Origin of the sequence: Haloarcula sp. JP-Z28 (assembly GCF_011440255.1) — an archaeon.
In the GTDB taxonomy this organism is placed as follows: Archaea; Halobacteriota; Halobacteria; order Halobacteriales; family Haloarculaceae; genus Haloarcula; species Haloarcula marismortui.
The window spans coordinates 1-23683 of sequence record NZ_JAAOHT010000044.1; the positions used below are offsets into that span (position 1 = coordinate 1).

Annotated in this window: 25 protein-coding genes and 1 pseudogene; 16 read left to right on the plus strand and 10 right to left on the minus strand. The window is 64.3% G+C overall.

The window, feature by feature from the left end:
- Window positions 1-581: pseudogene (locus G9463_RS15105) on the minus strand (DNA mismatch repair protein MutS); the annotation flags it as partial.
- Between the two features lie 105 nt (window positions 582-686).
- On the opposite strand from G9463_RS15105, the gene G9463_RS15110 reads away from it, so the two are divergent.
- On the plus strand, window positions 687-1079 hold the full coding sequence (locus tag G9463_RS15110) for a nuclear transport factor 2 family protein (protein WP_165897162.1): 393 nt from the start codon (window positions 687-689) through the stop codon (window positions 1077-1079).
- Window positions 1080-1086: 7 nt separating this feature from the next.
- Here G9463_RS15110 and G9463_RS15115 read toward each other — a convergent pair whose 3' ends face one another.
- Together G9463_RS15115 and hisA are read right to left on the minus strand one after the other, a co-directional pair.
- The gene (locus G9463_RS15115) at window positions 1087-1689 is read right to left on the minus strand and encodes a class I SAM-dependent methyltransferase (RefSeq protein ID WP_127014014.1); all 603 of its coding nucleotides are present in this window, start codon (window positions 1687-1689) and stop codon (window positions 1087-1089) included.
- Window positions 1690-1735: 46 nt separating this feature from the next.
- On the minus strand, window positions 1736-2476 hold the full coding sequence (hisA, locus tag G9463_RS15120) for a 1-(5-phosphoribosyl)-5-[(5-phosphoribosylamino)methylideneamino]imidazole-4-carboxamide isomerase (protein WP_165897163.1): 741 nt from the start codon (window positions 2474-2476) through the stop codon (window positions 1736-1738).
- Window positions 2477-2586: 110 nt separating this feature from the next.
- On the opposite strand from hisA, the gene G9463_RS15125 reads away from it, so the two are divergent.
- The 7 genes from G9463_RS15125 to G9463_RS15155 all read left to right on the plus strand — a co-directional run bounded on the left by G9463_RS15125 (window position 2587) and on the right by G9463_RS15155 (window position 9349).
- Complete coding sequence (locus G9463_RS15125; RefSeq protein WP_165897164.1) at window positions 2587-3459, plus strand: hypothetical protein; 873 nt, start codon at window positions 2587-2589, stop codon at window positions 3457-3459.
- A 152-nt stretch (window positions 3460-3611) separates the two neighbouring features.
- Entirely contained in the window at window positions 3612-4775 is a 1164-nt protein-coding gene (locus G9463_RS15130; RefSeq protein WP_165897165.1) for an inorganic phosphate transporter, read from the plus strand.
- A gap of 162 nt (window positions 4776-4937) precedes the next feature.
- Window positions 4938-6146 carry an inorganic phosphate transporter gene (locus tag G9463_RS15135; protein ID WP_004959489.1) on the plus strand — a complete coding sequence of 403 codons (1209 nt, stop codon included), beginning with the start codon at window positions 4938-4940 and terminating at the stop codon, window positions 6144-6146.
- A gap of 124 nt (window positions 6147-6270) precedes the next feature.
- Window positions 6271-6660 (plus strand): ferredoxin Fer1, encoded by a 390-nt coding sequence (gene fer1 / locus G9463_RS15140; RefSeq protein WP_165897166.1) that lies wholly within the window; start codon window positions 6271-6273, stop codon window positions 6658-6660.
- Window positions 6661-6762: 102 nt separating this feature from the next.
- Window positions 6763-7788 (plus strand): A24 family peptidase, encoded by a 1026-nt coding sequence (locus tag G9463_RS15145; protein ID WP_165897167.1) that lies wholly within the window; start codon window positions 6763-6765, stop codon window positions 7786-7788.
- A gap of 47 nt (window positions 7789-7835) precedes the next feature.
- On the plus strand, window positions 7836-8198 hold the full coding sequence (gene hisI / locus G9463_RS15150; RefSeq protein ID WP_165897168.1) for a phosphoribosyl-AMP cyclohydrolase: 363 nt from the start codon (window positions 7836-7838) through the stop codon (window positions 8196-8198).
- A complete protein-coding gene (locus G9463_RS15155) occupies window positions 8198-9349 on the plus strand; it encodes a hypothetical protein (RefSeq protein WP_007189464.1) in 1152 nt (383 codons plus the stop codon). The genes hisI and G9463_RS15155 overlap by 1 nt, the downstream gene beginning before the upstream one ends.
- Here G9463_RS15155 and glmM read toward each other — a convergent pair.
- Entirely contained in the window at window positions 9334-10713 is a 1380-nt protein-coding gene (gene glmM / locus G9463_RS15160) for a phosphoglucosamine mutase (protein ID WP_165897169.1), read from the minus strand. The genes G9463_RS15155 and glmM overlap by 16 nt on opposite strands.
- 86 nt (window positions 10714-10799) lie before the next feature.
- On the opposite strand from glmM, the gene pyrE reads away from it, so the two are divergent.
- Window positions 10800-11351, plus strand: a complete 552-nt coding sequence (pyrE, locus tag G9463_RS15165) for an orotate phosphoribosyltransferase (protein ID WP_127014018.1) — start codon at window positions 10800-10802, stop codon at window positions 11349-11351.
- Between the two features lie 85 nt (window positions 11352-11436).
- Complete coding sequence (locus G9463_RS15170) at window positions 11437-11685, plus strand: glutathione S-transferase N-terminal domain-containing protein (protein WP_007189462.1); 249 nt, start codon at window positions 11437-11439, stop codon at window positions 11683-11685.
- Window positions 11686-11743: 58 nt separating this feature from the next.
- Here the strand turns inward: G9463_RS15170 and G9463_RS15175 are convergent, their stop codons facing one another.
- The gene (locus tag G9463_RS15175) at window positions 11744-12712 is read right to left on the minus strand and encodes a transcriptional regulator (RefSeq protein ID WP_005537026.1); all 969 of its coding nucleotides are present in this window, start codon (window positions 12710-12712) and stop codon (window positions 11744-11746) included.
- Window positions 12713-12840: 128 nt separating this feature from the next.
- Here G9463_RS15175 and G9463_RS15180 point away from each other — a divergent pair, with 128 nt between their 5' ends.
- The 3 genes from G9463_RS15180 to G9463_RS15190 all read left to right on the plus strand — a co-directional run bounded on the left by G9463_RS15180 (window position 12841) and on the right by G9463_RS15190 (window position 14832).
- A complete protein-coding gene (locus G9463_RS15180; RefSeq protein ID WP_165897170.1) occupies window positions 12841-14106 on the plus strand; it encodes a tRNA(Ile)(2)-agmatinylcytidine synthase in 1266 nt (421 codons plus the stop codon).
- A 259-nt stretch (window positions 14107-14365) separates the two neighbouring features.
- Window positions 14366-14572: a hypothetical protein gene (locus tag G9463_RS15185; protein WP_004959459.1), complete on the plus strand. Its 207-nt coding sequence runs from the start codon at window positions 14366-14368 to the stop codon at window positions 14570-14572.
- Window positions 14573-14628: 56 nt separating this feature from the next.
- Entirely contained in the window at window positions 14629-14832 is a 204-nt protein-coding gene (locus tag G9463_RS15190; protein WP_004959455.1) for a hypothetical protein, read from the plus strand.
- Here G9463_RS15190 and G9463_RS15195 read toward each other — a convergent pair.
- Together G9463_RS15195 and G9463_RS15200 are read right to left on the minus strand one after the other, a co-directional pair.
- Entirely contained in the window at window positions 14829-15899 is a 1071-nt protein-coding gene (locus tag G9463_RS15195; protein ID WP_165897171.1) for a pyridoxal-phosphate dependent enzyme, read from the minus strand. The genes G9463_RS15190 and G9463_RS15195 overlap by 4 nt on opposite strands.
- A 253-nt stretch (window positions 15900-16152) precedes the next feature.
- Window positions 16153-17109: a succinylglutamate desuccinylase/aspartoacylase family protein gene (locus G9463_RS15200; protein ID WP_004959449.1), complete on the minus strand. Its 957-nt coding sequence runs from the start codon at window positions 17107-17109 to the stop codon at window positions 16153-16155.
- A 135-nt stretch (window positions 17110-17244) separates the two neighbouring features.
- Here G9463_RS15200 and G9463_RS15205 point away from each other — a divergent pair, with 135 nt between their 5' ends.
- A complete protein-coding gene (locus G9463_RS15205) occupies window positions 17245-17460 on the plus strand; it encodes a hypothetical protein (protein WP_004959447.1) in 216 nt (71 codons plus the stop codon).
- A gap of 6 nt (window positions 17461-17466) precedes the next feature.
- Here G9463_RS15205 and G9463_RS15210 read toward each other — a convergent pair whose 3' ends face one another.
- Complete coding sequence (locus G9463_RS15210; RefSeq protein ID WP_127014022.1) at window positions 17467-18690, minus strand: potassium channel family protein; 1224 nt, start codon at window positions 18688-18690, stop codon at window positions 17467-17469.
- Between the two features lie 234 nt (window positions 18691-18924).
- On the opposite strand from G9463_RS15210, the gene citZ reads away from it, so the two are divergent.
- Complete coding sequence (citZ, locus tag G9463_RS15215) at window positions 18925-20070, plus strand: citrate synthase (protein ID WP_127014023.1); 1146 nt, start codon at window positions 18925-18927, stop codon at window positions 20068-20070.
- Between the two features lie 34 nt (window positions 20071-20104).
- Here citZ and G9463_RS15220 read toward each other — a convergent pair whose 3' ends face one another.
- Together G9463_RS15220 and G9463_RS15225 are read right to left on the minus strand one after the other, a co-directional pair.
- Entirely contained in the window at window positions 20105-20377 is a 273-nt protein-coding gene (locus G9463_RS15220) for a hypothetical protein (protein ID WP_127014024.1), read from the minus strand.
- 59 nt (window positions 20378-20436) lie between these two features.
- Window positions 20437-22071 (minus strand): TrkA family potassium uptake protein, encoded by a 1635-nt coding sequence (locus tag G9463_RS15225; RefSeq protein ID WP_007189456.1) that lies wholly within the window; start codon window positions 22069-22071, stop codon window positions 20437-20439.
- Window positions 22072-22358: 287 nt separating this feature from the next.
- On the opposite strand from G9463_RS15225, the gene ilvA reads away from it, so the two are divergent.
- The gene (ilvA, locus tag G9463_RS15230; protein ID WP_165897172.1) at window positions 22359-23570 is read left to right on the plus strand and encodes a threonine ammonia-lyase; all 1212 of its coding nucleotides are present in this window, start codon (window positions 22359-22361) and stop codon (window positions 23568-23570) included.
- Window positions 23571-23683: the final 113 nt, after the last annotated feature.

The following is a 23683-nucleotide window of genomic DNA, read 5'->3' on the forward strand; positions in this document are numbered from 1 at the left end:
GCCGCGTCCGTCCGCTCGCGCAGGCGGTCAAGAAATTCGTCGTCGTTCCGGAGCTCCGGGCCGGGGAGAATCTCGGCCGGCCCGAACGTGTACAGCTCTGTCAGCGCCTCGCCCGCGTCGGCGTCGTCCAGTTGCGTGACCTGAAACTGGCCCGTGGTCACGTCCGTCGCGGCGATACCGTAGGTGTCGCCGCCGTCCCTGCTGGCCTCCCGGACGACCGCGGCGAGGTACTGCGCCGACTCGTCGCCGGTCTCCAGATGCGTTCCGGGCGTAACGACCCGCGTTATTTCGCGAGCGTGGCCGTTCTCGGTCTCGTGCTGGTCGGCGATGGCGACCCGGTAGCCCCGCTCGACCAGCGCGGAGACGTACGGCGTCAGGTCGTCGACCGGAACCCCTGCCATCGGGTACGACGAGCCATGCGAGGATTTCTGGCTCACCTTCAGGTCGAGTTCGTCGGCGACGATCTCGGCGTCCTCGTCGAAAAACTCGTAGAAGTCGCCACACTGCATCGCCAGCAGGTCCGCGTCGGTCCCCTCCTTGAGCGTGAGGAATTCCCCGACGATTCCCGTCGCCTCTGTCATACACGTCCGTGTGGCCGTCCGCGGCGTAAGGATTGCGGGTCGGGAGAGCGTGGTCGCGGCCGCCGGGCGTGGCCAGTGAAGGGGCCACAGGCCGTAGGGCTGAGTATGAACGCAGCAGAGACTATCGCGGCCTACTACGCCGCGCTCCGGGCCGGCGAGCCGCTCGGCCCCTTTTTCGCCGATGACGCAGACCGCTCGGTGGTCAAGTTCGGAATCTCCGAACAATTGGTCGGGACCGACGCCATTAGAACGGGACTGCAGGACCAGACCGAGACGACGGCCGACTGGACTGTCGAGAGCCATGCGCTCCGGGTGACAGAACGCGAGGGCTACGCGTGGTTCAGCGACGACGTGGAACTGTGCTGGACCGGCACCGAGAGCGCGGTCCGTCACGAGTACGACACTCGCTGGAGCGGGGCCCTGGAAGCCACAGGCGGGGCACGCGAGTGGCAGTTCGTCGGGATGCACGTCAGCACTGCCGACGAGTTGGGGGAGTAGTGAGTTGCTATGCGTTGGCGAGCGTGGCGAAGACGAACTCGCTATCGCTCCCGAGAGGGTCCGTCGCAGTGACGGTCTCCGTGTCGGTGAAGCCGGCGTCGGCCAACTGGTCGAGCGTCGCCCGCCGACCCGGCGCTGAGAAGAACATCGACCCGCCCATCCAGCCGCGACGGACGGTCTCGAACTGGCCGCTCGGCAGTGTCATCAACACAGTGCCGCCCGGCCGGAGGACGCGGGCGAACTCCCGGTAGACTTCCGGGTGCTGGTCTCGCTGGACGTGAAAGACGGCGTGGTAGGCCGTGACGGCGTCCACGCTGTCGGTCGCAACCGGAAGCGCCGTCATGTCACCCTGCACGAGCCGGCTGTCCGGCACTGTCTCGGCGGCGAGGTTCAGACCCGCACGCGAGAAGTCCAGACCGACGCTGTTCGGCGGGAGGTTCGCAAGCGTCCGCGCGCCGTCACCACAGCCTACGTCGAGAACTGTCGGCGCTTCGGGGAGCCGTTCGAGCAAGTCCTCAAGCAGGGCTGCGTCCGACCCGGTCGGGTCGCGCCGTTCGGCGTAGGTCTCGGAGACACTGTCCCACGCGCGGCGAACCTCATTGCGGTCCATACGTCTTGTGAGGGCGCCACACGGTTATGCGTTCAGCCGGCCCGGGTTATTCCGATGACTCGCCGAGCGCGTCAATCGCCGCATCGAGCGTGAACTGTCCCTCGTAGAGGGCGCTGCCGACGACGACAGCGCCGGCCCCCGCTGACCGGAGCGCCAGCACGTCATCGATGGTCGCGACGCCGCCGCTGGCGATGACGGGGATATCGACGCTATCGACCAGACGACGAACTGGGTCCGTTCGCACCCCGTCGAGCTGTCCCTCCACGTCCACGTCGGTAAACAGGATGCCGCCGGCCCCCAGGTCGGCGTACCGCTCGGCGGCGTCGGCGGGGTCCAGCCCAGTGCCCTCGGTCCAGCCCGACACCACGACCTCACCGTCCTTCGCGTCGAGGCTCACGAGGACACTGCCGGGGTGTTCGTCGCTGATTTCGCCGACGATTTCCGGCGTCTCGACGGCGGCGGTCCCGAGGATGACGCGGTCCAGCCCGCGGTCAAGCAGCGACACGGCGTCCTCGGCGGTCCGGATACCGCCACCGAGTTGCACGTCCACGTCGGCTCCCACCGCGTCGAGGACGGCATCGATGGCCGCCGCGTTCTGTCGCTCGCCCTCGAACGCGCCGTCGAGGTCGACGAGATGGAGCGTCCGCGCCCCGGCGTCCACCCACCGCTGTGCGGCCTCGACCGGGTCGCCGTAGGTTTTCTCGGTGCCGCGTTCGCCGCCGACCAACTGGACCACCTGTCCGTCCTGCATGTCGACCGCGGGAACGACCTCGAACTCGGGGTACATGGCCGGTGGTCCGGTGGCAGCCGTCGAAAGCGTGTCGGTCCGAGACGTACGGGCGGCTGTCTGACCCAGTGTACCCCCATGCTTTTACGCTGTGATAGGAAAGGTCAGCTATGGTTATGGCAACATTCGTCCTCACACCGCTCGCCCGTCGGCTCGAAGCAGTCATGTTCGGGCGATACGAGCGCGAGTACCGACTGTTTGAACAGGCCGTGCTGGTCGTCGCTGTCGGGCTGGCGCTGGCCTGGGGACTGGCCGCGTTCGGTGTTCTACCGCTCGGTGCCGGGACGGAATCAATGCTTGCGACCGCTGCGAGCATCGCCATTTCGGCGTTCGTCGTTGTTGGTCTGCTACAGTTCCTCGTCCTTGCAAACGTCCTCGAGCGGACAAACGAGGATGTCGCTACCAAGGCCGCTGAACTCGAAGAGGCAGCCGAGCAACTGGAGACGACCGCCGAAGAACTGGAAACGACCGCTGACGAGGTCGAAAACGCCGCTGAAACGGTCGACGAGGCAGCCGAAGACGTCGAGCAGACAGCGGACGAAGTCGAGCAGACGGCCGACGAGGTGGAACAGACTGCGGGCGAAGTGGAAGAAACCGTCGACGAAGTCGAACAGACAGCCGAAGAGGTCGAGCAGACGGCCGACGAAGTCGAACAGACTGCGACCGAGACCGGCGATGATGACGCTGCCGAGAAGGTGACGGAAGTCAAAGACAAGACGACTGAGGTCAAGGACAAGACAACGGAAGTCAAAGACAAGACGACTGAGGTCAAGGACAAGGCGACGGAAGCGAAAGACAAGACGACTGAAGTGAAAGACAAGACGACCGAGGTCAAGGACAAGACCAGCGACGCGAAACAGACCGCTGAATCAGTCACCGACGAGGTCGAAGCGGCCAAGGAGACGGCGAGCGAGGTCGAGGAGACAGCGTCGGAAGTCGAAGAGACGGTGCCGGCTGACAACGGCGATGACGACCGCGACTGAGCGGCTGTGACGGCAGGCCATCGACTGGATGGTGGATGGTCGTACGGGATGCTCTGCGGTCTGTGATGACGAAACATTCCGACTCGAACCGTCTGACTCCGAGAGCGGTCACGAACGGTATTATTTAGACCCGTCAGGGTTTGCTGTTGGACATGGTCTCGATTCTCTTTGCTATCGGGCTTCTGGTTGCCATTTTCGTCGGTTTCAATATCGGTGGGTCATCGACCGGTGTCGCCTTTGGTCCGGCAGTGGGGTCGGACACGCTCTCGAAGGAGTGGGCCGCCGTCCTGATGTCGGCGTTCGCACTCCTCGGCGGGGCAACCATCGGAACGGAGGTCATCGATACGATGGGCGGTCGCATCGTCCCGAGCGGACAGTTTACTCTCATCGCGAGCGTTACCATTCTCTTTTTTGTTGGGCTCGCCCTGCTGGTCTCGAACCTCTTCGGGGTGCCGGCCTCGACCTCGATGACTGCCGTCGGTGCTATTGCCGGCCTCGGCGTTGCGACCGGCACTATCGACTGGACCGTGATGGGGCGTATCGTCTCGTGGTGGCTCGTCGCGCCTATCACTGCGTTCTGGCTGTCAGCAGTCGTTGGACGCTACCTCTACCCACATCTCGAAGTCAGGATAGCCTTCGAGAGCAAGGGGCCGGGCACGACGCGGCGTGAGCGGGTCGGGCAGTTTCTGGTCGTCGCTATCGGCTGTTATATGGCGTTTTCGGCGGGGGCGTCGAACGTCGCGAACGCCGTTGCACCCCTTGTTGGGAGCGGCGAGCTGGGCCTCTACCCAGGCGTTGCGCTCGCCGGTGGCGCTATCAGCATCGGTGCGTTCACTATCGCTCGCCGGACGCTCGATACGGTCGGGAATGACCTCACCGAACTTCCGATTCTTGCGGCGCTCATCGTCGAGACGGTGAGTGCGACAATCATCGGGTTGCTATCCTGGGCTGGCATCCCGGCGAGTCTGGCGGTCTCAGCGACGATGTGCGTCGTCGGTCTGGGGTGGGGTCGGGCTACCCGAACGACGTCACTGGCTGACGCAGCGGGCGCGGCCGTCACCGGTGCCGCCGCTGGCGGTGGAGGCGGGACCGTCACCGTCGACGCGCTGACGACCGACCGCGATGAAGCCGCGTGGTCGCCCCCGGGAGAGCGCGAAGTCCAACCGATCGGCCAGGAAGACCCGGAGTCAGTAACCTCGGCGGCAGACCTCTTCGACCCGGCGGCGACTGGCCGGGTTGTCATGCTCTGGATACTGACACCGTCGATTTCTGCCGTTTCGTCGTTTCTGGTGTTCCAGTACGTTCTCGCCTACTGACTGTCGGCTGTCCCGAGCTCAGGATATTCACTCCCGGGGGTATCGACAGTTGTTACTGACGGACTACCGACAGTATGTGGCACCACTGGGTCACGCGACCCCGGTCGTATGATGTGCTGGCGAAGGCGGTACCCTTTACCTGACGACGACAGTTGGTAGCGTATGGTCGAAGTTCTCTTTGCCCTCGGTGTTCTGGTGGCTATCTTCGTCGGCTTCAATATCGGGGGGTCGTCCACGGGTGTCGCGTTCGGGCCTGCGGTCGGGTCGAACACGCTTTCAAAACTCTCGGCGGCGGCCCTGATGACGATATTTGCGATGGCCGGCGGGCTCATCGTCGGCCCAGCTGTCGTCCAGAGCCTGGGCAGTGACCTTGTCGCCACGCAGTTCTCGCCGCTGATCAGCATCGTTGTCCTGTTTTTCATCGGCGTCGCGCTGTTCCTCTCGAACGTGGTCGGGGTTCCGGCGTCGACATCGATGACGGCCGTTGGCGCTATCGCCGGGCTAGGCCTCGCCCGCGGGACATTGAACGCCGCCCTGATGCTCGAAATCGTCTCGTGGTGGCTTGTCTCGCCGATTATCGCCTTCTGGGTCAGCGGCGTCATCGGGCGGTACTTCTACCCGACACTCGTTGAGTGGTTCGCCGTCTCACAGAGCGAAGGAGCGCTGCTGGATTTCGATCGGTCCGGTTCGATTCCGCGGCCGGGGCTCGGCGAGAATACGACGCAACGTGAGTTCGTCGGGACCGTCGTCGTCATCGGTATCGGCTGTTACATGGGCTTCTCGGCGGGGGCGTCGAACGTCGCCAACGCTGTTGCGCCCCTCGTTGGCAACGGCTCGCTGGAGTTGTACCCGGCTATTCTGCTCGGCGGCGGCGCTATCGGCCTCGGTGCGTTCACCATCGCTCGCCGGACGATGGACACGGTCGGCAACGACCTGACCGACCTCCCGCTGGTCGCTGCCATCGTTGTCGCGGCAGTCGCATCGACCATCGTCACCTTCCTCTCCGCGCTGGGTATCCCAGCGAGCTTCGTCATCATCGCCACGATGAGCATCGTCGGGCTCGGGTGGGGCCGTGCGACGCGAACGACGAGCCTCTCTGACACTGTGCAGGGCGAGGCACCCGTCGCATCCGTCGGTGCGCTGACCACCGACGCGGACGCAGCGGATGCGCCGACTGTCGGCGGCAAGAAAGGGACGCCGAAGCCGGCCGAGACCGAGCCCATCGGCGAGGAATCGCGCGAGGACATCCCGTCGGCGTCGGACCTGTTCGAGCCCGGCACGACTGCCAGAGTGATATTCCTCCAGAACGTCGTCCCCTCGATTGCGACGCTCGCGGCGTATCTGGTGTTCCGGTTTCTGCCCATCGCCTGAGGGGTAATCGGCCCCGAACAGCCGTCGTAAATTCTCGATGAATCCCCGCGCCGTCCCTCATTATTTTGCACGGCCTAAAACGGAAGGGCAAAGTCTAACAGGGCGGGGTTCAAACAATCAGGTGATGCCCACGGTAGAGTACCTTAACTACGAAGTAGTGGACGATAACGGCTGGGACATGTACGACGACGACGTCTTCGGAGAGGCGTCGGATATGGACCTCGACGACGAGGACTACGGGTCCCTTGACGTGAACGAAGGCGAGTACATCCTTGAGGCCGCCGAGGCACAGGGCTACGACTGGCCCTTCTCGTGCCGCGCCGGTGCCTGTGCGAACTGTGCCGCCATCGTTCTCGAAGGCGACATCGACATGGACATGCAGCAGATCCTCAGCGACGAGGAAGTCGAAGACAAGAACGTTCGCCTGACCTGTATCGGCAGCCCGGACGCCGACGAGGTCAAGATCGTCTACAACGCCAAGCATCTCGACTACCTGCAGAACCGCGTCATCTAACGCGGCTCCTGTAGCGCACTACGCTTTCTTCTCCCGGTAGCAACTGCTCAGGAGAACCGTCGTATCGGAACCATTAGGGGCACCCCTGTACTGCGTATAGCCGTGCTCGGGTCGATACCGGACCTGCTTCGACTGGTTGCCGTCCCGGTGTTTGGGTGGGCGGCCTACCGCGACGTGAAAACTCGCCGGGTGCCCAACCGGACCTGGACCCCACTTGCCGCGCTGGCGGTCGTCCTCCTGCTGTGGGACGCCTACACCGTCTGGACCGGCCCGACAGCGGTCGGCCAGCGGCTGTTTCTTATCAGGGTTGCAATCAGTCTCGGCTTCGTTATTCCGCTGTCGTACGGCTTCTGGCTCATCGGCGGCTTCGGCGGGGCCGATGCGAAGGCGTTCATGCTCATCGCCGTTCTCTTTCCCATCTATCCGGTGTACTACCTGCCCATGCCAAGCGTCGCGCTCCCGCTTCAGCAGACTGCTATCGGCGTCTTCTCGCTGACGGTCCTCTCGAACACCGTGCTTGCCGGTGTCGTCTATCCGCTGGCTGTCGCTGCCGGGAACCTCGCCCGGGGCCGGTTTTCGCTGGCGATGTTTATCGGGCGGCCCGTCGCCGCCACCGACGTCACCACAGAGTACGGCCGACTGCTCGAATCGCCTGACGGGTTCGACCGTGGCGGCCTCGACCTCGACGCGCTCCGGATGTACCTCCAGTGGCGCGGCTGCTCGCTCGCTGATATCCGTGCCGACCCAGCGCAGCATCGGCTTCCGACCTCCCTCCCGGCAGTCCCGAACGACCCCGGTGACGGGTCTCTGGCGACCGATGGCGGCGACTCGGCGTCCGGCGATGTGGCCGAACCGTCAGCGAACGACATCGGGGCCGATGGGATGGACCACCCCGACCAAATCGACGACCCATGGGGTGCCGAGCGGTTCCTTGACGATATCGACCACTCGGCCTACGGCACCTCACCCCAGCAGCTCCGTGATGGGCTGGACGTGCTGGTCGAACAGGACGAGGTGTGGATTTCGCCCGGGATTCCGTTCCTCGTCCCGATGTTCGCGGGGCTGGTCGTTTCACTCACCTACGGCGACGTGCTGTTCTCGCTGTTGCAGGCGGTCGGGCTGGCCTGACCGCTGACAGCAGAAGACCTATTTTGCGGACACACCTCGGCCCGAGTATGACCGACGTCGACCTCGCGTTCGACGAGCAGGAGTACATCCCGGCAGTCGCGCAGGACGCAGACTCCGGTGACGTGCTCATGCTTGCCTACGTCACCGAGGAAGCGCTCCGGAAGACCCGCGAGACGGGGGAGGCCCACTACTACTCGCGGAGCCGGGACGAACTCTGGCACAAGGGCGGGACGAGCGGCCACACGCAGGCCGTCGAAGAGGTGCGGGTCGACTGCGACGGGGACGCGCTGCTGTACATTGTCGACCAGACCGGCGGGGCCTGCCACACCGGTTACGAGTCCTGCTTCCACCGGACTGTCGACGGCGAGACGGTCGGTGAGCAAGTGTTCGAACCTGACGACGTGTACTGATGGCGCGATCCGATACTGAGATCGAAAGCGGTGCGGGACCCCCCGACGCCGTGGAACGACTCGAACAGGCCGCCGACGCGTACGCCCGGGCACACGAACGCGTTGATTCGGTTGGCGCAGACGCGCTCCGTGACTGCCGTGACATCTACCGCGAACTGTGGAACCTGCTCGAAAGCTACGACGGCCGAGCGACCGGTGGTGGCGACTTCGAGGCGTTCATGGAGTTTCAGGGCCGGGTCGGGACGCTGACCGACGACCTCTCCGAAGACCTGCCTGAACGGGATACCTTCGAAGAAATCGACGACTTCCTCCAGCAGCGGCGGCTCACCGAAAGCGACTTCGAGCAGGCCCGGGAGATGCTGTCTCCCATCGGCGACCTCGTCGGGCGACTTGACGAACTTGACGACGCACGCGAGCAGTACAAAAAAGCCCGAACGGACGCCGGCCGTCGACGCGACGAACTGAGCGACCGTATCGACGAGCTGGAACGCCTCCAGCGGCTCGGCGATGCCGACCTTGACGCGCCGGTCGAGCACCTTCGTGAGCCAATCGAGCGCTACAACGACGCCGTTACCGAGGCATTCACCGATTTTCGGCGCAACACGCCCGCTAGAGACGCGCTGGCGGTTATCGAGCGAGCGGACGCGTACCCGCTGGTCGAGTTCCGGTCCCCACCCGCCGAACTGCTGACGTACGTTCGCGAGCACGACGCCGGGACCGAACCGATTCCGAAACTGCTGGAGTACGCCGACTACTCCGCCTCGAAACTGGACCACTACGTCGACGACGCCGCAGCGCTCCGCAGTGCTGTCGCCACCCGGCAGACGTATCTCCGGCGGCTTGACGCCGAGCCGGTGCGGGTCGACTGGCCGCCGCCATCGGCGACCGCTCTGCCATGGCTCTGCCGAGCGTACCGCTCGGTTGTTGCCCGCTTCGCGGATGAGTCGGTCGTCGCCGCGCTCCGGGAGGTGCGTGGACTCGCGGAGCGAGACGACTACGAGCGGCTCCGGGAGAGCGCTCTCGCTCGCTCGGAACTCACAGAAGCTGAGCGCGAACGGCTGGCAAGCGGTGCTGTCGAACAAGAACTGTCAGCTGCCCGCGAGGCCAGAGCGGCTATCGACGACGCGCTGGACACCTATTCGCCGCTGTAAGTATTCGTTTGCTGGGTCGCGCGGCTGACCATCGTTTCGGCGAGTTCCTCGGCGCGGTCAAGTGTGCGCGCTTCGGCGTAGACCCGGACGACGGGCTCCGTGCCAGACGGTCGAGCAAGTACCCAGCCGTCGCCGTAGTCGAGGCGGTAGCCGTCTGTCGTATCGAGGTCGGCCGTCGCCTCGTTCGCATGGGCCTCGATACCTTCGAGCATTGATTCGCGCTCTTCCTCGGTCTCGTATTCGAGGTTCCGACGGACGTTGTAGTAGTCGTCGTAGTCCGCGGCGACCTCGCTTGCAGGCCGGTCAGCGACGAGTTCGAGGAACTTCGCGGCGGTGAACGCGCCGTCTCTGGCGATGCGGTAGTCGGGAAAGAGAATGCCGCCGTTGCCTTCGCCGGCAATCGCGACGTGGGTCCCCTCGTTTTGCAGTTTGCGGATGCGGCTGACGATGTACGTCGAGCCGATGGGAGTAAGCGAGAGGGTCGCGCCGGCGTCTTCGACGACGTCGACCAGCCGCTGGGAGGCGTTGACGGCCGAGACGACGCCGTCGCCGGCCTCGATTTTCGCCGCCGCGAGCGCGGCCAGCGCGGCGTCACCTTCGATGTGTGTTCCGGTCTCGTCGACGAACATCCCGCGGTCGGCGTCGCCGTCGTGGGCAAAGCCGAGGTCGGCGTCGGTCGCGCGGACGAACGCCCGCAGGTCTTCGAGGTTCTCGGCGACGGGTTCGGGGTCACGGCCGGGGAAGTGGCCGTCGGGCTGGGTGTTGACGGTGTGGACTTCACAGCCGAGTTCGCGGAACAGGTCGGGGCTTGTAAGAGAGCCAGCTCCGTGGCCGGAGTCGACGACGATAGTGAGGTCGGCGTCGGCGATTCGGTCGCGGTCGACGGCAGCAAGCACCTGCTCGCGGTATCGGCGGCGGGCGCTCTCGATGGCGGTGTCCGACCCGACTGTCTCCCAGTCTGCGTAGTTTGGAGTGTCGTCCCGGAGCGACTGCTCGACGCGGTCGAGCGTGCTCCGTGTCAGTTCAACCCCGTCGGCGCCGATGAGCTTCACGCCGTTGTACGCGGCCGGATTGTGGCTCGCAGTAATCATTACGCCCGGGACCGCCTCACGCTCGCAGTAGGCCTGCAGTCCCGGCGTCGGCACGACGCCGAGGCGGTCGACATCGAACCCGACGGCCGTCAGCCCGCTGGTCGCGGCGTTGATGAACGTCCGCCCGGTCGTCCGCGTGTCCCGGGCGATCGCCACGCGGTCGTGGTCGTCACGCCAGACGTCCCCGGCGGCCTGTGCAACCCGAAGGACGTACCGCGGTGTCAGCTCATCGCCCGCGACACCTCGGACGCCGCTCGACCCGAACACTTGCATTCGAGCGAGTGTCTGAGGCGGAAGGGCTTAGGAATGTCGCTGTCTGAATCCAACAGTCATTAGCCCCGTGACCGTCCAGTGAGCGTATGGCAAACGACGAACTCATCGCGGCGCTGCGAGACGCTGACGCCGTCAAATTCGGAGAGTTCGAGCTCTCCCACGGCGGCACGTCGAACTACTACGTCGACAAGTACGTCTTCGAGACAAATCCCGACTGTCTGGACCTCATCGCCGGGGCCTTCGCCGAGCGTATCGCCGAGTGGGACACGGACGCCACGCTCGCCGGCGTCGCCCTCGGCGCGGTCCCGCTGGTCGCGGTCACCAGTGTCGAAACCGACATTCCATACGTCATCGCCCGCAAGCAGGCCAAGGAGTACGGGACGGGCAACCGAATCGAGGGCGACCTGACCGACGGCGAGGAGGTCATCATCCTCGAAGACATCGCCACGACCGGCCAGAGCGCGGTCGATGCCGCCGAGGCGCTCCGCGAGGCCGGTGCGGTCGTCAACCGCGTGCTCGTCGTCGTCGACCGCGAGGAAGGAGCCAGCGAGAACCTCGTCGACCACGACCTCGAACTCTCCTCGCTCGTGACCGCCTCTGACCTGCTTGCCGACGCGCCCGACGACATCGACGTGTAGCGCTGGCCGGAACGCTTTCGCCCCTGCACAGCCGGGACACACCACCGATGTGTTCTTGACGCTGGCTCGCCTACACGTGGGTGCAATGGCCAATCTCGAACTCTACGAACTCGAAGGCTGTCCGTACTGCGCGAAGGTAACGAAGAAACTCGACGAACTCGGGCTCGACTACGAATCCCACATGGTCCCACGGTCCCACGGCGAGCGGACCGAAGTGAAGGAGGTCTCTGGCCAGACCGGTGTTCCGGTACTCATTGACGAGGACAACGGCGTCGACGGGATGCCTGAATCCGACGACATCGTCGAATATCTCGAAAAGACGTACGGACAGTAGACCCGGCGCTTGCGGTGGTTCTCGTTTTTACTTGGCAGCAACGACGGTAAGCGACCGCTCAGGCGACTTCCTCGCGGTCCTCGCCGCGCTCCATAATGAGGTCGCGCAGGTCGATGGCGTCCTCGATGTTCTCCATCTCTTCCTTTTCGATGAGCGCGGTCCCCTCGACGGACTCCCGTCGGAGCTCGTCGACGACGTACACCGACCGGGTCCGGGTCACTTCACCGACAGAGGACATGATTCGGGCCCGTTTCTCGGCCGTTTCGGTGAACGCCGAGTGGCCGGCAAGGACCTGCCCGTGCTCGTCGTCGCTCTCGTTGACGCTCTTGAACGGCGCGCGGTCCGTCGGGTGGACCTCGAAGCCGATACGGGTGAACACCGTCACAATCGGCTCGTCCTCCGGTGCGACATCGGGGTCGTCCGGTGTCGGCTCATCATCACGGACTTCCTCGGCGCCTTCGAGGACGCTCACCGGCGATGTCAGCGGGGCGTCGAATAGGTCTTCGAGTTCGGCGGCTACCTCGACGGAGGCGTCCATTCCGTCCTCGTATTTTGAGACCGTCCGCCGGGAGACGCCCAGTTCCTTCGCCAAGCGGCCCAGCGACCAGTCGCGGTCCTCGCGCACGTCGGCGAGAATTTCGGAGTCGATGTTGACGTAGAGTCCGCCCGGGGCGGCGTAGATGAGTGGCGGGACCTCCTCGACGAACAGGTCCATCGCGGTGTCGGGTGACAGCACGGGAACGCCGTGCCGGAAGTAGACGACACCGGGTTTCAGTTCCTCGTCGCGCGTTCGGAGGCCGATCACGATCGGGGTGGCATTCAGATATGTGCCCAGTCGCCGCATCTCGCCCCCGGTCTGTGCATCGAAGGCGTCGATGTTGCCCAGTATCTTCAGGAGCAACACGTCCTCACCGCGACGGGCAGCGATGTCGAAACTCTTCGGACGAATCGCACAGCGGTCGCTGACGAGGAAGCCAGCGTCTTCGAGCATCGCCATGACGTTTTCCACCAGCGCCGACCGTGACATAGTACTCTGTACCTCTACTGAGTCTAGCCCGCTCACCCATTATATGTATTGCGCCGTTCGTTGAGGTTTCAGGCCCGAAACTGGGACGTGACGAAAGGGGTTTGACTGTTTCGGGGCTACAGGCGCCTGTGACTGTCGTCGGCCTCGATGATACGGACTCGCGCGAACGGGGAATGTGTACGACCTACGCCGCCGCCACGCTCGCCGAGTCGATCCGGAACGCCGGAGGGACCGTCGAGCGACTGCTCCTCGTCCGGCTGAACCCCGCTGTCGAACACAAGACCCGCGGGAACGCGGCGCTGGCGGTGCATACGGACCTCGATGCCGATACAGCGCTTGGACTGGCCGAGGACGTGCTCGACATGGCTGAAACCGATGACCCACGGACCAATCCCGGCGCTATCGTCGCTGACTGCGACCCTGAAGATGTCCCGCCGCAGGTCGCAACGTTCGCCCGCGAGACCATCCGGTCGATACAGGACCCGATGGCCGCGACGACGCTAGCTGACGTGGTCGGGTTCGCTCGCTGCCAGCGGGGCAACGGCCGCGGACTCGTCGGTGCGCTCGCGGCGGTTGGTGCCTGGGCCGCGCTATCGGACTGGACGTACGAACATATCGCCTACCGGGAGCGAGACCGGTGGGGCACTGAGCGAGCGGTCGACAGCGAGAGCGTCCGCGCGGCGGCTGAGGAGTACTATCCCGAGGTGTGGGACACTGTGGACCGTGCATCGGGCTATCCGGTCTGCGTGCCGCGGACGCCGTGTCCGATTCTCTACGGGATTCGCGGCGACGACCCGACCGCCTGTCGCGCCGTCGCCGACGCAATCGACAGCGAACCCATCGCTCGCCGAGCGACGTTCGTGACGAATCAGGGAACCGACGTACATCTACAGGACGCGTCCCTCGACGCGGTCACGGCCGACAGCGCCTACCGTGTCACCGGCACCGTGGTTGAGGCTTCTGAAACCCGAGCGGGGGGACACGTGTTTCTCACGCTCGAAGGCGACGGCGCGACCCTCGACTGTGCGGCCTTCGAGCCAACAAAGGGCTTTCGCAACCGGGTCCGCTCGCTTAAAGCCGGCGACCGAATCACTGCCTGTGGTGAAGTGACTGATGGCACACTCAAACTGGAGAAGTTCGCGGTCCGTGACCTCGTTCGGACGGAAGCCGTTACGCCGGACTGCCCGGACTGTGGCCGGTCGATGAAATCCGCCGGCCGGAACCAGGGCTATCGGTGTCGGGACTGCGGGACCAGTGCTGACGGCAAGACTGCGCAGTCCATTGAGCGGGGGCTGGAACGCGGATGGTACGAAGTCCCGCCGGTCGCCCGCCGTCACATCGCGAAGCCGCTGGTCCGTGGCGGATTCGACGCGCCCACGCACCCGTCTCGCTGAGACGGAATGCTGTCTGGAAGTACCGGTCTGAATCGACCCCGGGGCCGACACTATCCGGAAATAGGCTCTAACAATTCGCACGCGCCGTGACCTCGTCGTGTACACTTCTCACATAGCGACCGAGCGCGGCTCTGTTTCTCTCTGCTATCTGGTTCGGACTGGCTACCAGTCAGTAAGCACCACGAATATTCCAGTAATAGGGGGATATATCCCGATTTAGACTACGGATAACAATATTGCAATACTGTTATCTGCGGCCATGTGCCCTGAGCGGTCAGATGCCCAGCAGCAAAATACGACGGACGGCGACGCCGCCGAGAAACTATTGACTGTCGAACACGAGCCGGCTGCGGGTGGCGGCCAGCGTTCAATCCTGTATCCGCCCAATAGCACAGGCTCCGAACTGGAAGCAAACTGGCTGGCCGTTTCGTCTGACCTTCTCGTTTCTCTCGACGACGTTCAGTAGCCCTTACACCCGATAACCGACAGGTAACAATAATAACACCTGTCGTGAATCGGAACATGGACTCCGATACCCGGTCGACGAGCGAGGTGACGGCGGCGACTGACGCTGACGATGGCACGCTGCCTGCCGTGGTACGCTCCCGTCCCGACGGCAGCGAGCGACTCATCTGCTACGCGCCAGATGTCGACACGACAGACGTAGAGAAGCAGTGGCTTTCTGTCGATGCCGACTTCGCGGTATCGACACTGCTGATGCGTTAATCGTTTCGCCCGGTCAACGCTACAACGACGTCGTCACCGTCCTGGAGTTCTCCTCGCTCTCTGAACTCGGGTAGCGCCGCTGTCGCCGTCGCACACGTCGGCTCGACGTGAAACCCTGCTGCACCGAGCCGGTCGCGTTCGCGCTCCGTTGCCGCCGCGGAGACGGCGACGGCGGCACCATCGGTCTCGTCGATAGCGTGCTGGATTTGCCGGCCGCGTGGTGGGTCCCGGATGTGGATCCCGTCGGCGAGGTCGTTGGCGGCAGCGTCGTCCGGCACAGTCCCGCCCTCGTCATCGTCGGCGATGGGACTGTACCCGACCGCTTGCGTTCCCAGTATGCGCGGGATAGCGTCTGTCCATCCAGCTTGCTCCAACGCCTGAAATCCACGGTAGAGACCGAGAAACAGCGTCCCGTGACCAAGCGGCGTGACGACGGCGTCCGGAACGCTCCAGTCACGCTGGGCGGCGATTTCGTAGGCAGCCGTCGCTGTCCCGGCGAAGAAAGCGGGATTCCAGGCGTGGCTGGCATACCACCCTGCCCCGTCCTCCACAGCGTCGATACAGGCTTCGGTTACGGACTCTCTACTCCCCTCAACCCGGACGACATCGGCCCCGGTTCGTTCGATGCGGCGAACCTTCGCGTCCTTCGCGCTCGCGGGGACGTATATCTCCGCGTCCAGCCCCGCTCGCGCCGCGTAGGATGCGACCGCCAACCCGGCGTTGCCCGAGGAGTCTTCGAGCACGCGGTCGGCCCCAACTTCGAGCGCTTCGGCGATAACCGTCGCCGCGCCGCGGTCCTTGAAACTCCCCGTCGGGTAGAGTGATTCCAGTTTGAACGTGGCGTCCCACCCGGGCGCGTCGACCAGCGGTGTCCAGCCTTCGCCGAGACTGACTCGCTCGTCCATCGGGAGGAACTCGGCGAAGTCCCAGACGCCGCTGGTCCGTGAGAACTGCCCCGGTTGGCTGTCGGGCAGCGGCTGCATGGCGTAGTCAAGCGGTGCTTCGCAAGAACACCGCCAAGGTTCCGCACGCGGATACTCCCGGTCGCAGACGCTACAGGTGCGCATAGGGGTACTGGGGCACTGCCCGTTCAAAAACTGGCGGCATCTTCGGTCGAAGTCGTCGGTGTCTGTGGCCGCGGCGGAGTGCGCAGAGCGGCGGAGCGAACACAGCGGTGGCCGGGCGGCCGCTCCGTCGGCCGCCACGGGGAAAGGCAGGTTTGCGGGCGGACATACGCGGCGTTCTGTGCCAGTGAGCAGCGGGCGGTGCCCACAGCGGCCCGTTGCGCCGCAAGGACACCCCTGCAATAGAAAGTGGTTCTCAGTAGGTATCGATGTTCGTCCCGACCGAGCAGACGTACTCGCCCGTTGCGACCTGTGGGAGCCGGCGCGCACGCCAGAATACGCCACTGGAGTCGGCAGTGATTTCCGCCTTCGGATCGCCGAACACGTCGGTCACTTCAAACAGCGTCTCGCCACGGGCGACGCGGTCACCGAGGTCGGGCTTGAAATCGATGAGGCCGCCGACTGGAGAGCCATACTGTTCGAACCCGGTAGCGCGGGTCTGCGGGCGCGTGTCGTAGTGGCCATCGAGGAAGCCGTAGTGGTGCAGGACGTTGAAGACGCCGTCGACGCCCCGTTGGATGGAGTCCTCGTCCCAGCCGACACAGCCGCCGAGTTCGGGGTCGATTGTTGGCACGCCCTCGTCCGGGGCAGCGCGGGCCAGCTGTCCGTCGGGGCCTTTCTGGTCGAGGATGTAGCCACAGCCGAACACTTTGGCGAGTTCGAGACACTCCTCGTGGAGGCGGTGGCGGGTGCCACACCGGACCCGCACCTCGTCGATCATCTGCGAGGTTGAGCCCTGATGCAGGTCGAGCACGTAATCTGCGCTGATGGCGGCGTTGAACGTCGCCGCAGCGATGCGCTCGCTTGAGGTCCCTGTCTTGTCGCCCGGATACGCCCGATTCATCTTCGTGTCGTCGACCGGGTTGCGGTGCTCGGCGACCTGAAACGCGTGGTAGTTGACGACGCCACAGACCAGAATCGTCCCCGATAGCTCCATCGGGTCGAGCTGTGGGAGCGTCCGCTGGATGACGCCGACACCGTTCAGTTCGTCACCGTCGCTGGCCGCCTGGATGTAGAGCGTCCGTCCGTCGTCGATACCGTTGACGACGGCGACCGGTAGCCCGAACGTCGACCCGTCGCGGGTCTCACCGACCTCCAGCCGCCCCGTGTCTTTTTCACCGGGGGCGGCGGTCGCCGTACCGAAAGTAACCATTGTTCTCACGTTTGCCTTGGGAGCCTTTACTGGTTCGGATTTCGCCAACAGTTGCGCCGGACCGACGGCATCTTGGGGCCGCCGACCCTACCAGTCGGTGTGTCCCAGTCCGAGCCACAGAGCGGCAAAGCGGCGATGGTCGCGGCGCTGAACGTACCACGCAACGCGAAAATCGGCTTCGTGCTCGCTGGCCTGTTCACGGCGGGGCTGTTCGCCCTGTTCGTCCTGCCGGGAGCCCAGCGACCGATTGGATTCTACGTGGCGCTGGCGTTCGTCCTCGCGACATCGCTGGGCGGGCTGCTGACAGCGCTGTTTACGGCCGTCTCGGCCGTGCGACTCGCCAGACAGTAGATAACGCTATGCGCTCTTTGTCAGGTCCGTAAGCCGGTCGCCGCCGGTTCGAGTCCCCTTCGCGATGAGTACATCGCCCGTCTGAATCTGTGTTTCCGGGCCGGGCGAAACGACCCAGTCACCCCCCTCGCGTCCGGTCCGCTCGCTCTCCCCGGCGCCGCGCCGTATCGCGATGATTCGCATGCCTGTCGCTGTCTTGACCTCCGCGTCGCCGATGGTCGTTCCCGCGAGGTCGCTGTCGGGGTACACTGTGGTCCGGACGATGACCTCGTCGGACTCCTGTACGGCCTCGGCGACGACCGGATGCGTCGATAGCCCCCGCAGGACGCCTTCGCTCATCTCCAGTGCGGCGTCAGAGATGACCTCAGTCGACCGGGCCAGATGGACAAGCCCTCGCAGGGAGACGGGATCGTCGATGTCGGCGGCAGCCCGGAGCGTCCAGGCCTCGAACCGTGACTGCAGCGCGTCGACCTCGGCTTCGAGTTCGACGACTTCCTCGGCGACCTCCGTGCTGTCGAACAGGACTGCACCATAGGCCAGGTCGACGGCCAACTCGCCCATGTCTTTCATCAGGACGATGGAGTCAACGGCTCGTTCGAGGTCGCGGACGCCTCCTTCCGGCGGCTCCGGCGGTTCGTACACCTCGCCCGTCGCGTTCTGATACACCTCGGCGATACCGTCCTCCGGTCCCCGGAACAGCACCACGTCGCCCGCTTCGAGGCGCGTTTCCCGCTCGGGGTTGAGCAACCAGTTCCCCTGCCGACGAATCGCCAGCGCGCGGACCCCTGTTTCGGTTTCGAGGTTCAGACCGCCCAGTGTCTCGCCGGCCAGCGCGGATTCAGAACTGATTGTCGCCCGCACGAGCGTCTCGACAGCCTCGGGCAGGGCCGCCCGCATTGTATCCGGCAGGCCGATGTCCTCTAGCACTATTTTGGCGATGTCGCCAGCGGCGTCGCTGATTTTCTCCGCGGCCCCAACCATTCCCAGAACCGGGGCGAGCGATTCTGCGTCCGCCGTCGACCGGCAGGCCATCAGGAGACTCATGCGTGCGCGCAACTGGAGCACGTCCATTTTCTCCTCTAATTCCAGCACCTCCGCAGCCACGTCGTCGCTACCCAGCAGGACAGCCGAGTACGAGAGGTCAATGAGCAACTCGGCGGTGTCTTTCATCTCGGCCAGCACCTGCTTGACGCTGACCGGTTCGTACTCGACCGTCCCTGTCGGGTCCATAGCCGCCGATTCGATGGCCCCGAGCAAAAACGTTCCTCACTGTGGGGCGAGATAGCGCGCCCCGATATGGGGCGTGACTGGCCGTTTGCACACTACTATGGGTGATGTGTTGGAACACCGCCCCGGATTTGACGGGAAGCTGCTGGACAGTCGTCCAATAACTGTTCTCTGACATTGTGCCACACACGCTCAGAAAGAAAATGTTTTTCCCGGAAGGTAGGGAACTGATTGCGTATGTCCGACGACCTCAAGAAGGGACTCGAGGGTGTCATCGTCGCCGAGTCCGAACTCAGCGTTATCGACGGCGACGCTGGCAAACTCGTGTATCGGGGGTACACCATCGAGGACCTCGCGAAGGGTGCCAGCTATGAAGAGGTGCTGTACCTGCTCTGGCACGGCCACCTGCCGAACCGGGACGAACTCTCCGAGTTCAAGCAGGCGATGGTGGACGCACGCGGTGTGGACGACGACGTCATCTCGACTGTGAGACAGCTCGCCGAAGCAGACGAGAACCCGATGGCAGCGCTCCGGACTGCGGTGTCGATGCTCTCTGCGTTCGACCCTGCGCCCGAGGACGCCGAACCGACCGACGAGATGGTCAATCTCGAAACTGGGCGACGGATCACGGCCAAAATCCCGACGATCATCGCGGCATTCACCCGCATCCGCGACGGCAAGGAGCCTGTCGAGCCCCACGACGGCCTCGACCACGCGGCGAATTTCCTCTACATGCTCAATGGTGAGGAGCCAGACGACGTGCTCGCCGACGTGTTCGACCAGGCGCTCGTGCTCCACGCCGACCACGGCCTCAACGCTTCGACGTTCTCGGCTATCACGACGGCGTCGACGCTGTCGGACGTTCACAGTGCGGTCACCTCCGCTATCGGGACGCTGAAAGGACCGCTCCACGGCGGGGCGAATCAGGACGTGATGGAGATGCTAAAGGAGGTTGACGACGCCGAATCCGACCCGCTCGACTGGGTCAAAAACGCCCTCGACGAGGGCCGCCGTGTCTCCGGCTTCGGCCACCGTGTCTACAACGTCAAGGACCCGCGCGCGAATATCCTCGGCGAGCGCTCGAAGGAACTCGGCGAGGCCGCCGGGACGCTCAAGTGGTACGAGATGTCGACCACCATCGAGGACTACCTCATGGAAGAGAAAGGGCTGGCCCCCAACGTCGACTTCTACTCGGCGTCGACGTACTACCAGATGGGCATCCCCATCGACATCTACACCCCCATCTTCGCGATGTCCCGCGTCGGCGGCTGGGTCGCCCACGTCTTCGAGTACATCGAGGACAACCGCCTGATCCGCCCGCGTGCCCGCTACGTCGGCAAGAACACCGACGAGACGGAGTTCGTGCCGCTGGACGAGCGATAGGCCCGCTACCGTTACTGTTCGTCTGAAGAGTGGATTACTGATGGCCGTGAGCGCGTTTCATCGCGCGAACCGGGGAAGGGCAGGGCGGCCAGTATCCGGCGGCGACGCCGCCGGTTCCCGGAATCAGCACAAGCTGCATCTCCTGTCGAGTCTCTCCAATATCGAACGTTGTGGTAACGGACGCGTAGTGACTGTCCGCGAACGGAGTGAGCGGTTCACCGAACGCGAGCGTAGCGAGCGTTCGGCCTTTTTCGCCACCGAAAGACTCGCCAGGCTCGTCTTTCGAGCCTTGCTTTGCTCCGCTCAACAAGACCACGTTTTTGCGCCGAGGGGTGCGCGAAGCGCACCCGAGGCCGAAAAAGGTGGCTAGCCAAACACTGACTTGAACCGCGTCACGCCGTCGTCGGTGCCGGCGATGACGAGCTTATCAGTCGGTTCAATAGTCACGCCAGGACTGAGGTCGGTGATGACAGCGCCGTTGCGCTCGATGGCGACGACCGTACAGCCCGTCCGTGAGCGGACATCGGCCTCGCCGATCGTCGTATTTCCGAGGCCGTTAGCGGCGACGCGGATGACTTCGACTTGCTGGTCCATCGAGATAACGTCCTCGTCTTCGAGAATTGTGGAGGCGAGCATCCGGCCACTGACTGTCGACAGCGCGAGGACGTAGTCAGCGCCTGCCCGGTACATCTTCTGGACGTTCTCGCTTTCCTCGGCGCGGGCGATGATTTCGACGTCTGGGTTGAGATCACGGATAACAAGCGTCGCGAACTCGGTATCGGTGTCCGCCGACAGGGCGAGAATAACCGTCCTGGCTGTGCCGACACCAGCGTGACGTAGCTCTTCGGGATCTGTGGCGTCGCCGACAACGTCGACCCCCGGCTCGTCAGCCTGGTCGAGCACCGTATGCGGCACTCCGGCGTTCGTAAGCGCCGACGTAATCGTCTGGCCGACCTCGCCAGCACCGATGATAACCGTTTCCCCGCGGCGGAAGCCACGCACGCTGGAGAGGGTCATCTGCTTGAGCTGCTCCAGTTGGGACTCGGTCCCCGAGACCAGTAGGACCGTACTGCCGTCGAGTTCAGCGTCGGGGTCGGGTGGACTCACGAACTGGCCGCGGAACCACGCGCCGATGACGTTGACGCCGGTCTGCTCGCGGATGCCGCTGTCGGCCAGCGTCGTCCCGACGAGGTCGCTCCCGCGGTGGATCGGCAGTTCGGCGATGTCGAAGTCCTCGCCGATTTCTATTGAGTCCCCGAGCGTCGTCGAGACGCCGGTCGTGACCTTGCTCGCGAGGCTCTCACCGAGCAGTCCACGCGGCGACAGGACGGCGTCGGCGCCGGCGAGGTCGTGATACTTCGCGCGGTCGGGCTCCTTGACGACGCTGATAGTCTGAACGGACTCGTCGACCTCGCGGGCGGTGAGGATGATGCTGGTGTTCACCTGGTCGGAGGCGTCAGCGACGAGTGCGCGAGCGGACGACAGATGGGCTCGTTCGAGTCCATCGACGGACTGTGGGTCGGCGTGGATGACGTAGTACCCGTCTTCATAGAGGTCGTTGGCCAGGTCCCGGTCTGGTTCGACGATGACGTAGTCAACGTCCCAGGTGTCGAGTTCGGTGACGAGCGTCTCACCGCGGGGGGAGAACTGACAGATGACGACGTGGTCGCTGAGGCCGTTTTCGACGGTGTTCGGGGCCTTCGTCGCCATCGCCTCTTCGAACAGCGGAAACAGCAACACCGGCAACGCGAGAAAGATGAGCACGACGCCGGTGATGTCCATCACGATGACGAGCAGCCGCATCTCCGTGGTGCTCCATGGCGCGTCCGAGCCGTACCCGGTCGTAGTGAACGTTTCGACCACGACACGAAGCGACCGGAGGAACGGTTGCGGGTTGTTTTCGAACACTGCCATTCCGTAGTCGTATGCGAACGCATACCCCAGAATGATGCCGCCAAGCGCGACGATATACAGCAGCGTCCGTCGCAGCCAGGTATCCATCTACTACTTTCTGGGATACCGAGTGTAAAACAGTTCTGTCCGGCTAGCGAACTCCACCTCATGGGACGAGCAGTAGCGGTGTGCAACTGTATCCGACTGCTGTCTTGAACTTTCACTTTCACCGCGCTACGACGGGATTTAAGTCAATCGCGTTCGTTCTCCCGCGTGCAGTCACACGCTCCCCCCTTTCCGTTTCAGGACACTACCCGGGTAGTTGCGACTGTCCCAGCCGTCGCGACCGCATAGTCGGCCCACAGTATAACATGGTCCGGTGAATAGCCACTCCCATGCTCTCATTTGAGGATGTCCTCGCGGCACAGGACACCGTCTCCGAGACGGCCAGACACACACCGCTTGATTACTCGCACACGTTTTCGGCGATGACGGGCGCGGATATCCATCTCAAACTCGAACTGTTCCAGCGTACGGGGTCGTTCAAGATACGGGGTGCGACCAACCGTATCGCGTCGCTTTCAGATGCTGAACGGGAGGCTGGCGTCGTCACAGCGAGCGCCGGCAACCACGCTCAGGGGGTCGCGCTGGCCGCCACGCGAATCGGCGTCGACTCGAAGATTGTGATGCCGGAGCGGGCCCCGGTATCGAAAGTGAAGGCCACCCGGAGCTACGGCGGTAACGTGGTCCTTCACGGTCGGGACTACGACGCGGCCGCCGAACACGCCCACGAACTCGAACGCGAGGAGGGCCGGACATACGTCCATGCCTTCGACGACGAGAAAGTGATGGCAGGGCAGGGGACCATCGGACTGGAGATCTACGAGGACCTCCCCGGCGTTGATACGGTCGTCGTCCCTATCGGCGGCGGCGGACTTATCAGTGGCATCGCCGCGGCGCTCAAAGGCAAGGACGAACGTATCCGCGTCATCGGCGTGCAGGCCGAGGGAGCGTCCAGCGTGGCCGAATCCCTGGAGAAGGGCCACCGCATCGAGCGTGACAGCGTCGAAACTATCGCCGACGGTATCGCCACCCGCACTGTCGGCGAGCAGACGTTCGAGGTCATCAGCGACCGCGTCGACGAGGTCGTGACGGTGTCGGACTCGGAAATCGCAGTCGCGCTGACGACACTGTTAGAGCGCTCGAAAACGCTTGCCGAGGGCGCGGGTGCCGTCGCGCTGGCTGCCGTCATGGAAGAGAAGTTCGACTTCGAGGACGACGAGACGATCGTTCCCGCGCTGTGTGGCGGGAACATCGACCTGAACACCCTGACCAACGTCATCATGCGCGGCCTCGTTGAGACTGGCCGGTATCTCAAAATCCGGACCGTCCTTCAGGATCGGCCCGGCGCGCTGGAAGAGCTCGTCGAGGTCCTGTCACGCGAGCAGGTCAACATCTACGGCATCGAGCACGACCGGACCAGTCGCGACGTGGCGATGAGTTCGGCCGAGGTCGAACTGGACCTGGAGACCCGCGGCCACGACCACGTCGCCGAACTCATCGACGCGCTCACCGACGAGGGGTATGAGGTCGACGTGCTCGTCTGACTGTTCCGCTCGATGCACCAGATGGCCTGCATATGAAAGCTCTGTTGGGCCAATAGAACCTGACGTATCAGTTCCCGCGCCATAGTGACCCAGCGGGACCGCTTCCGACCGGT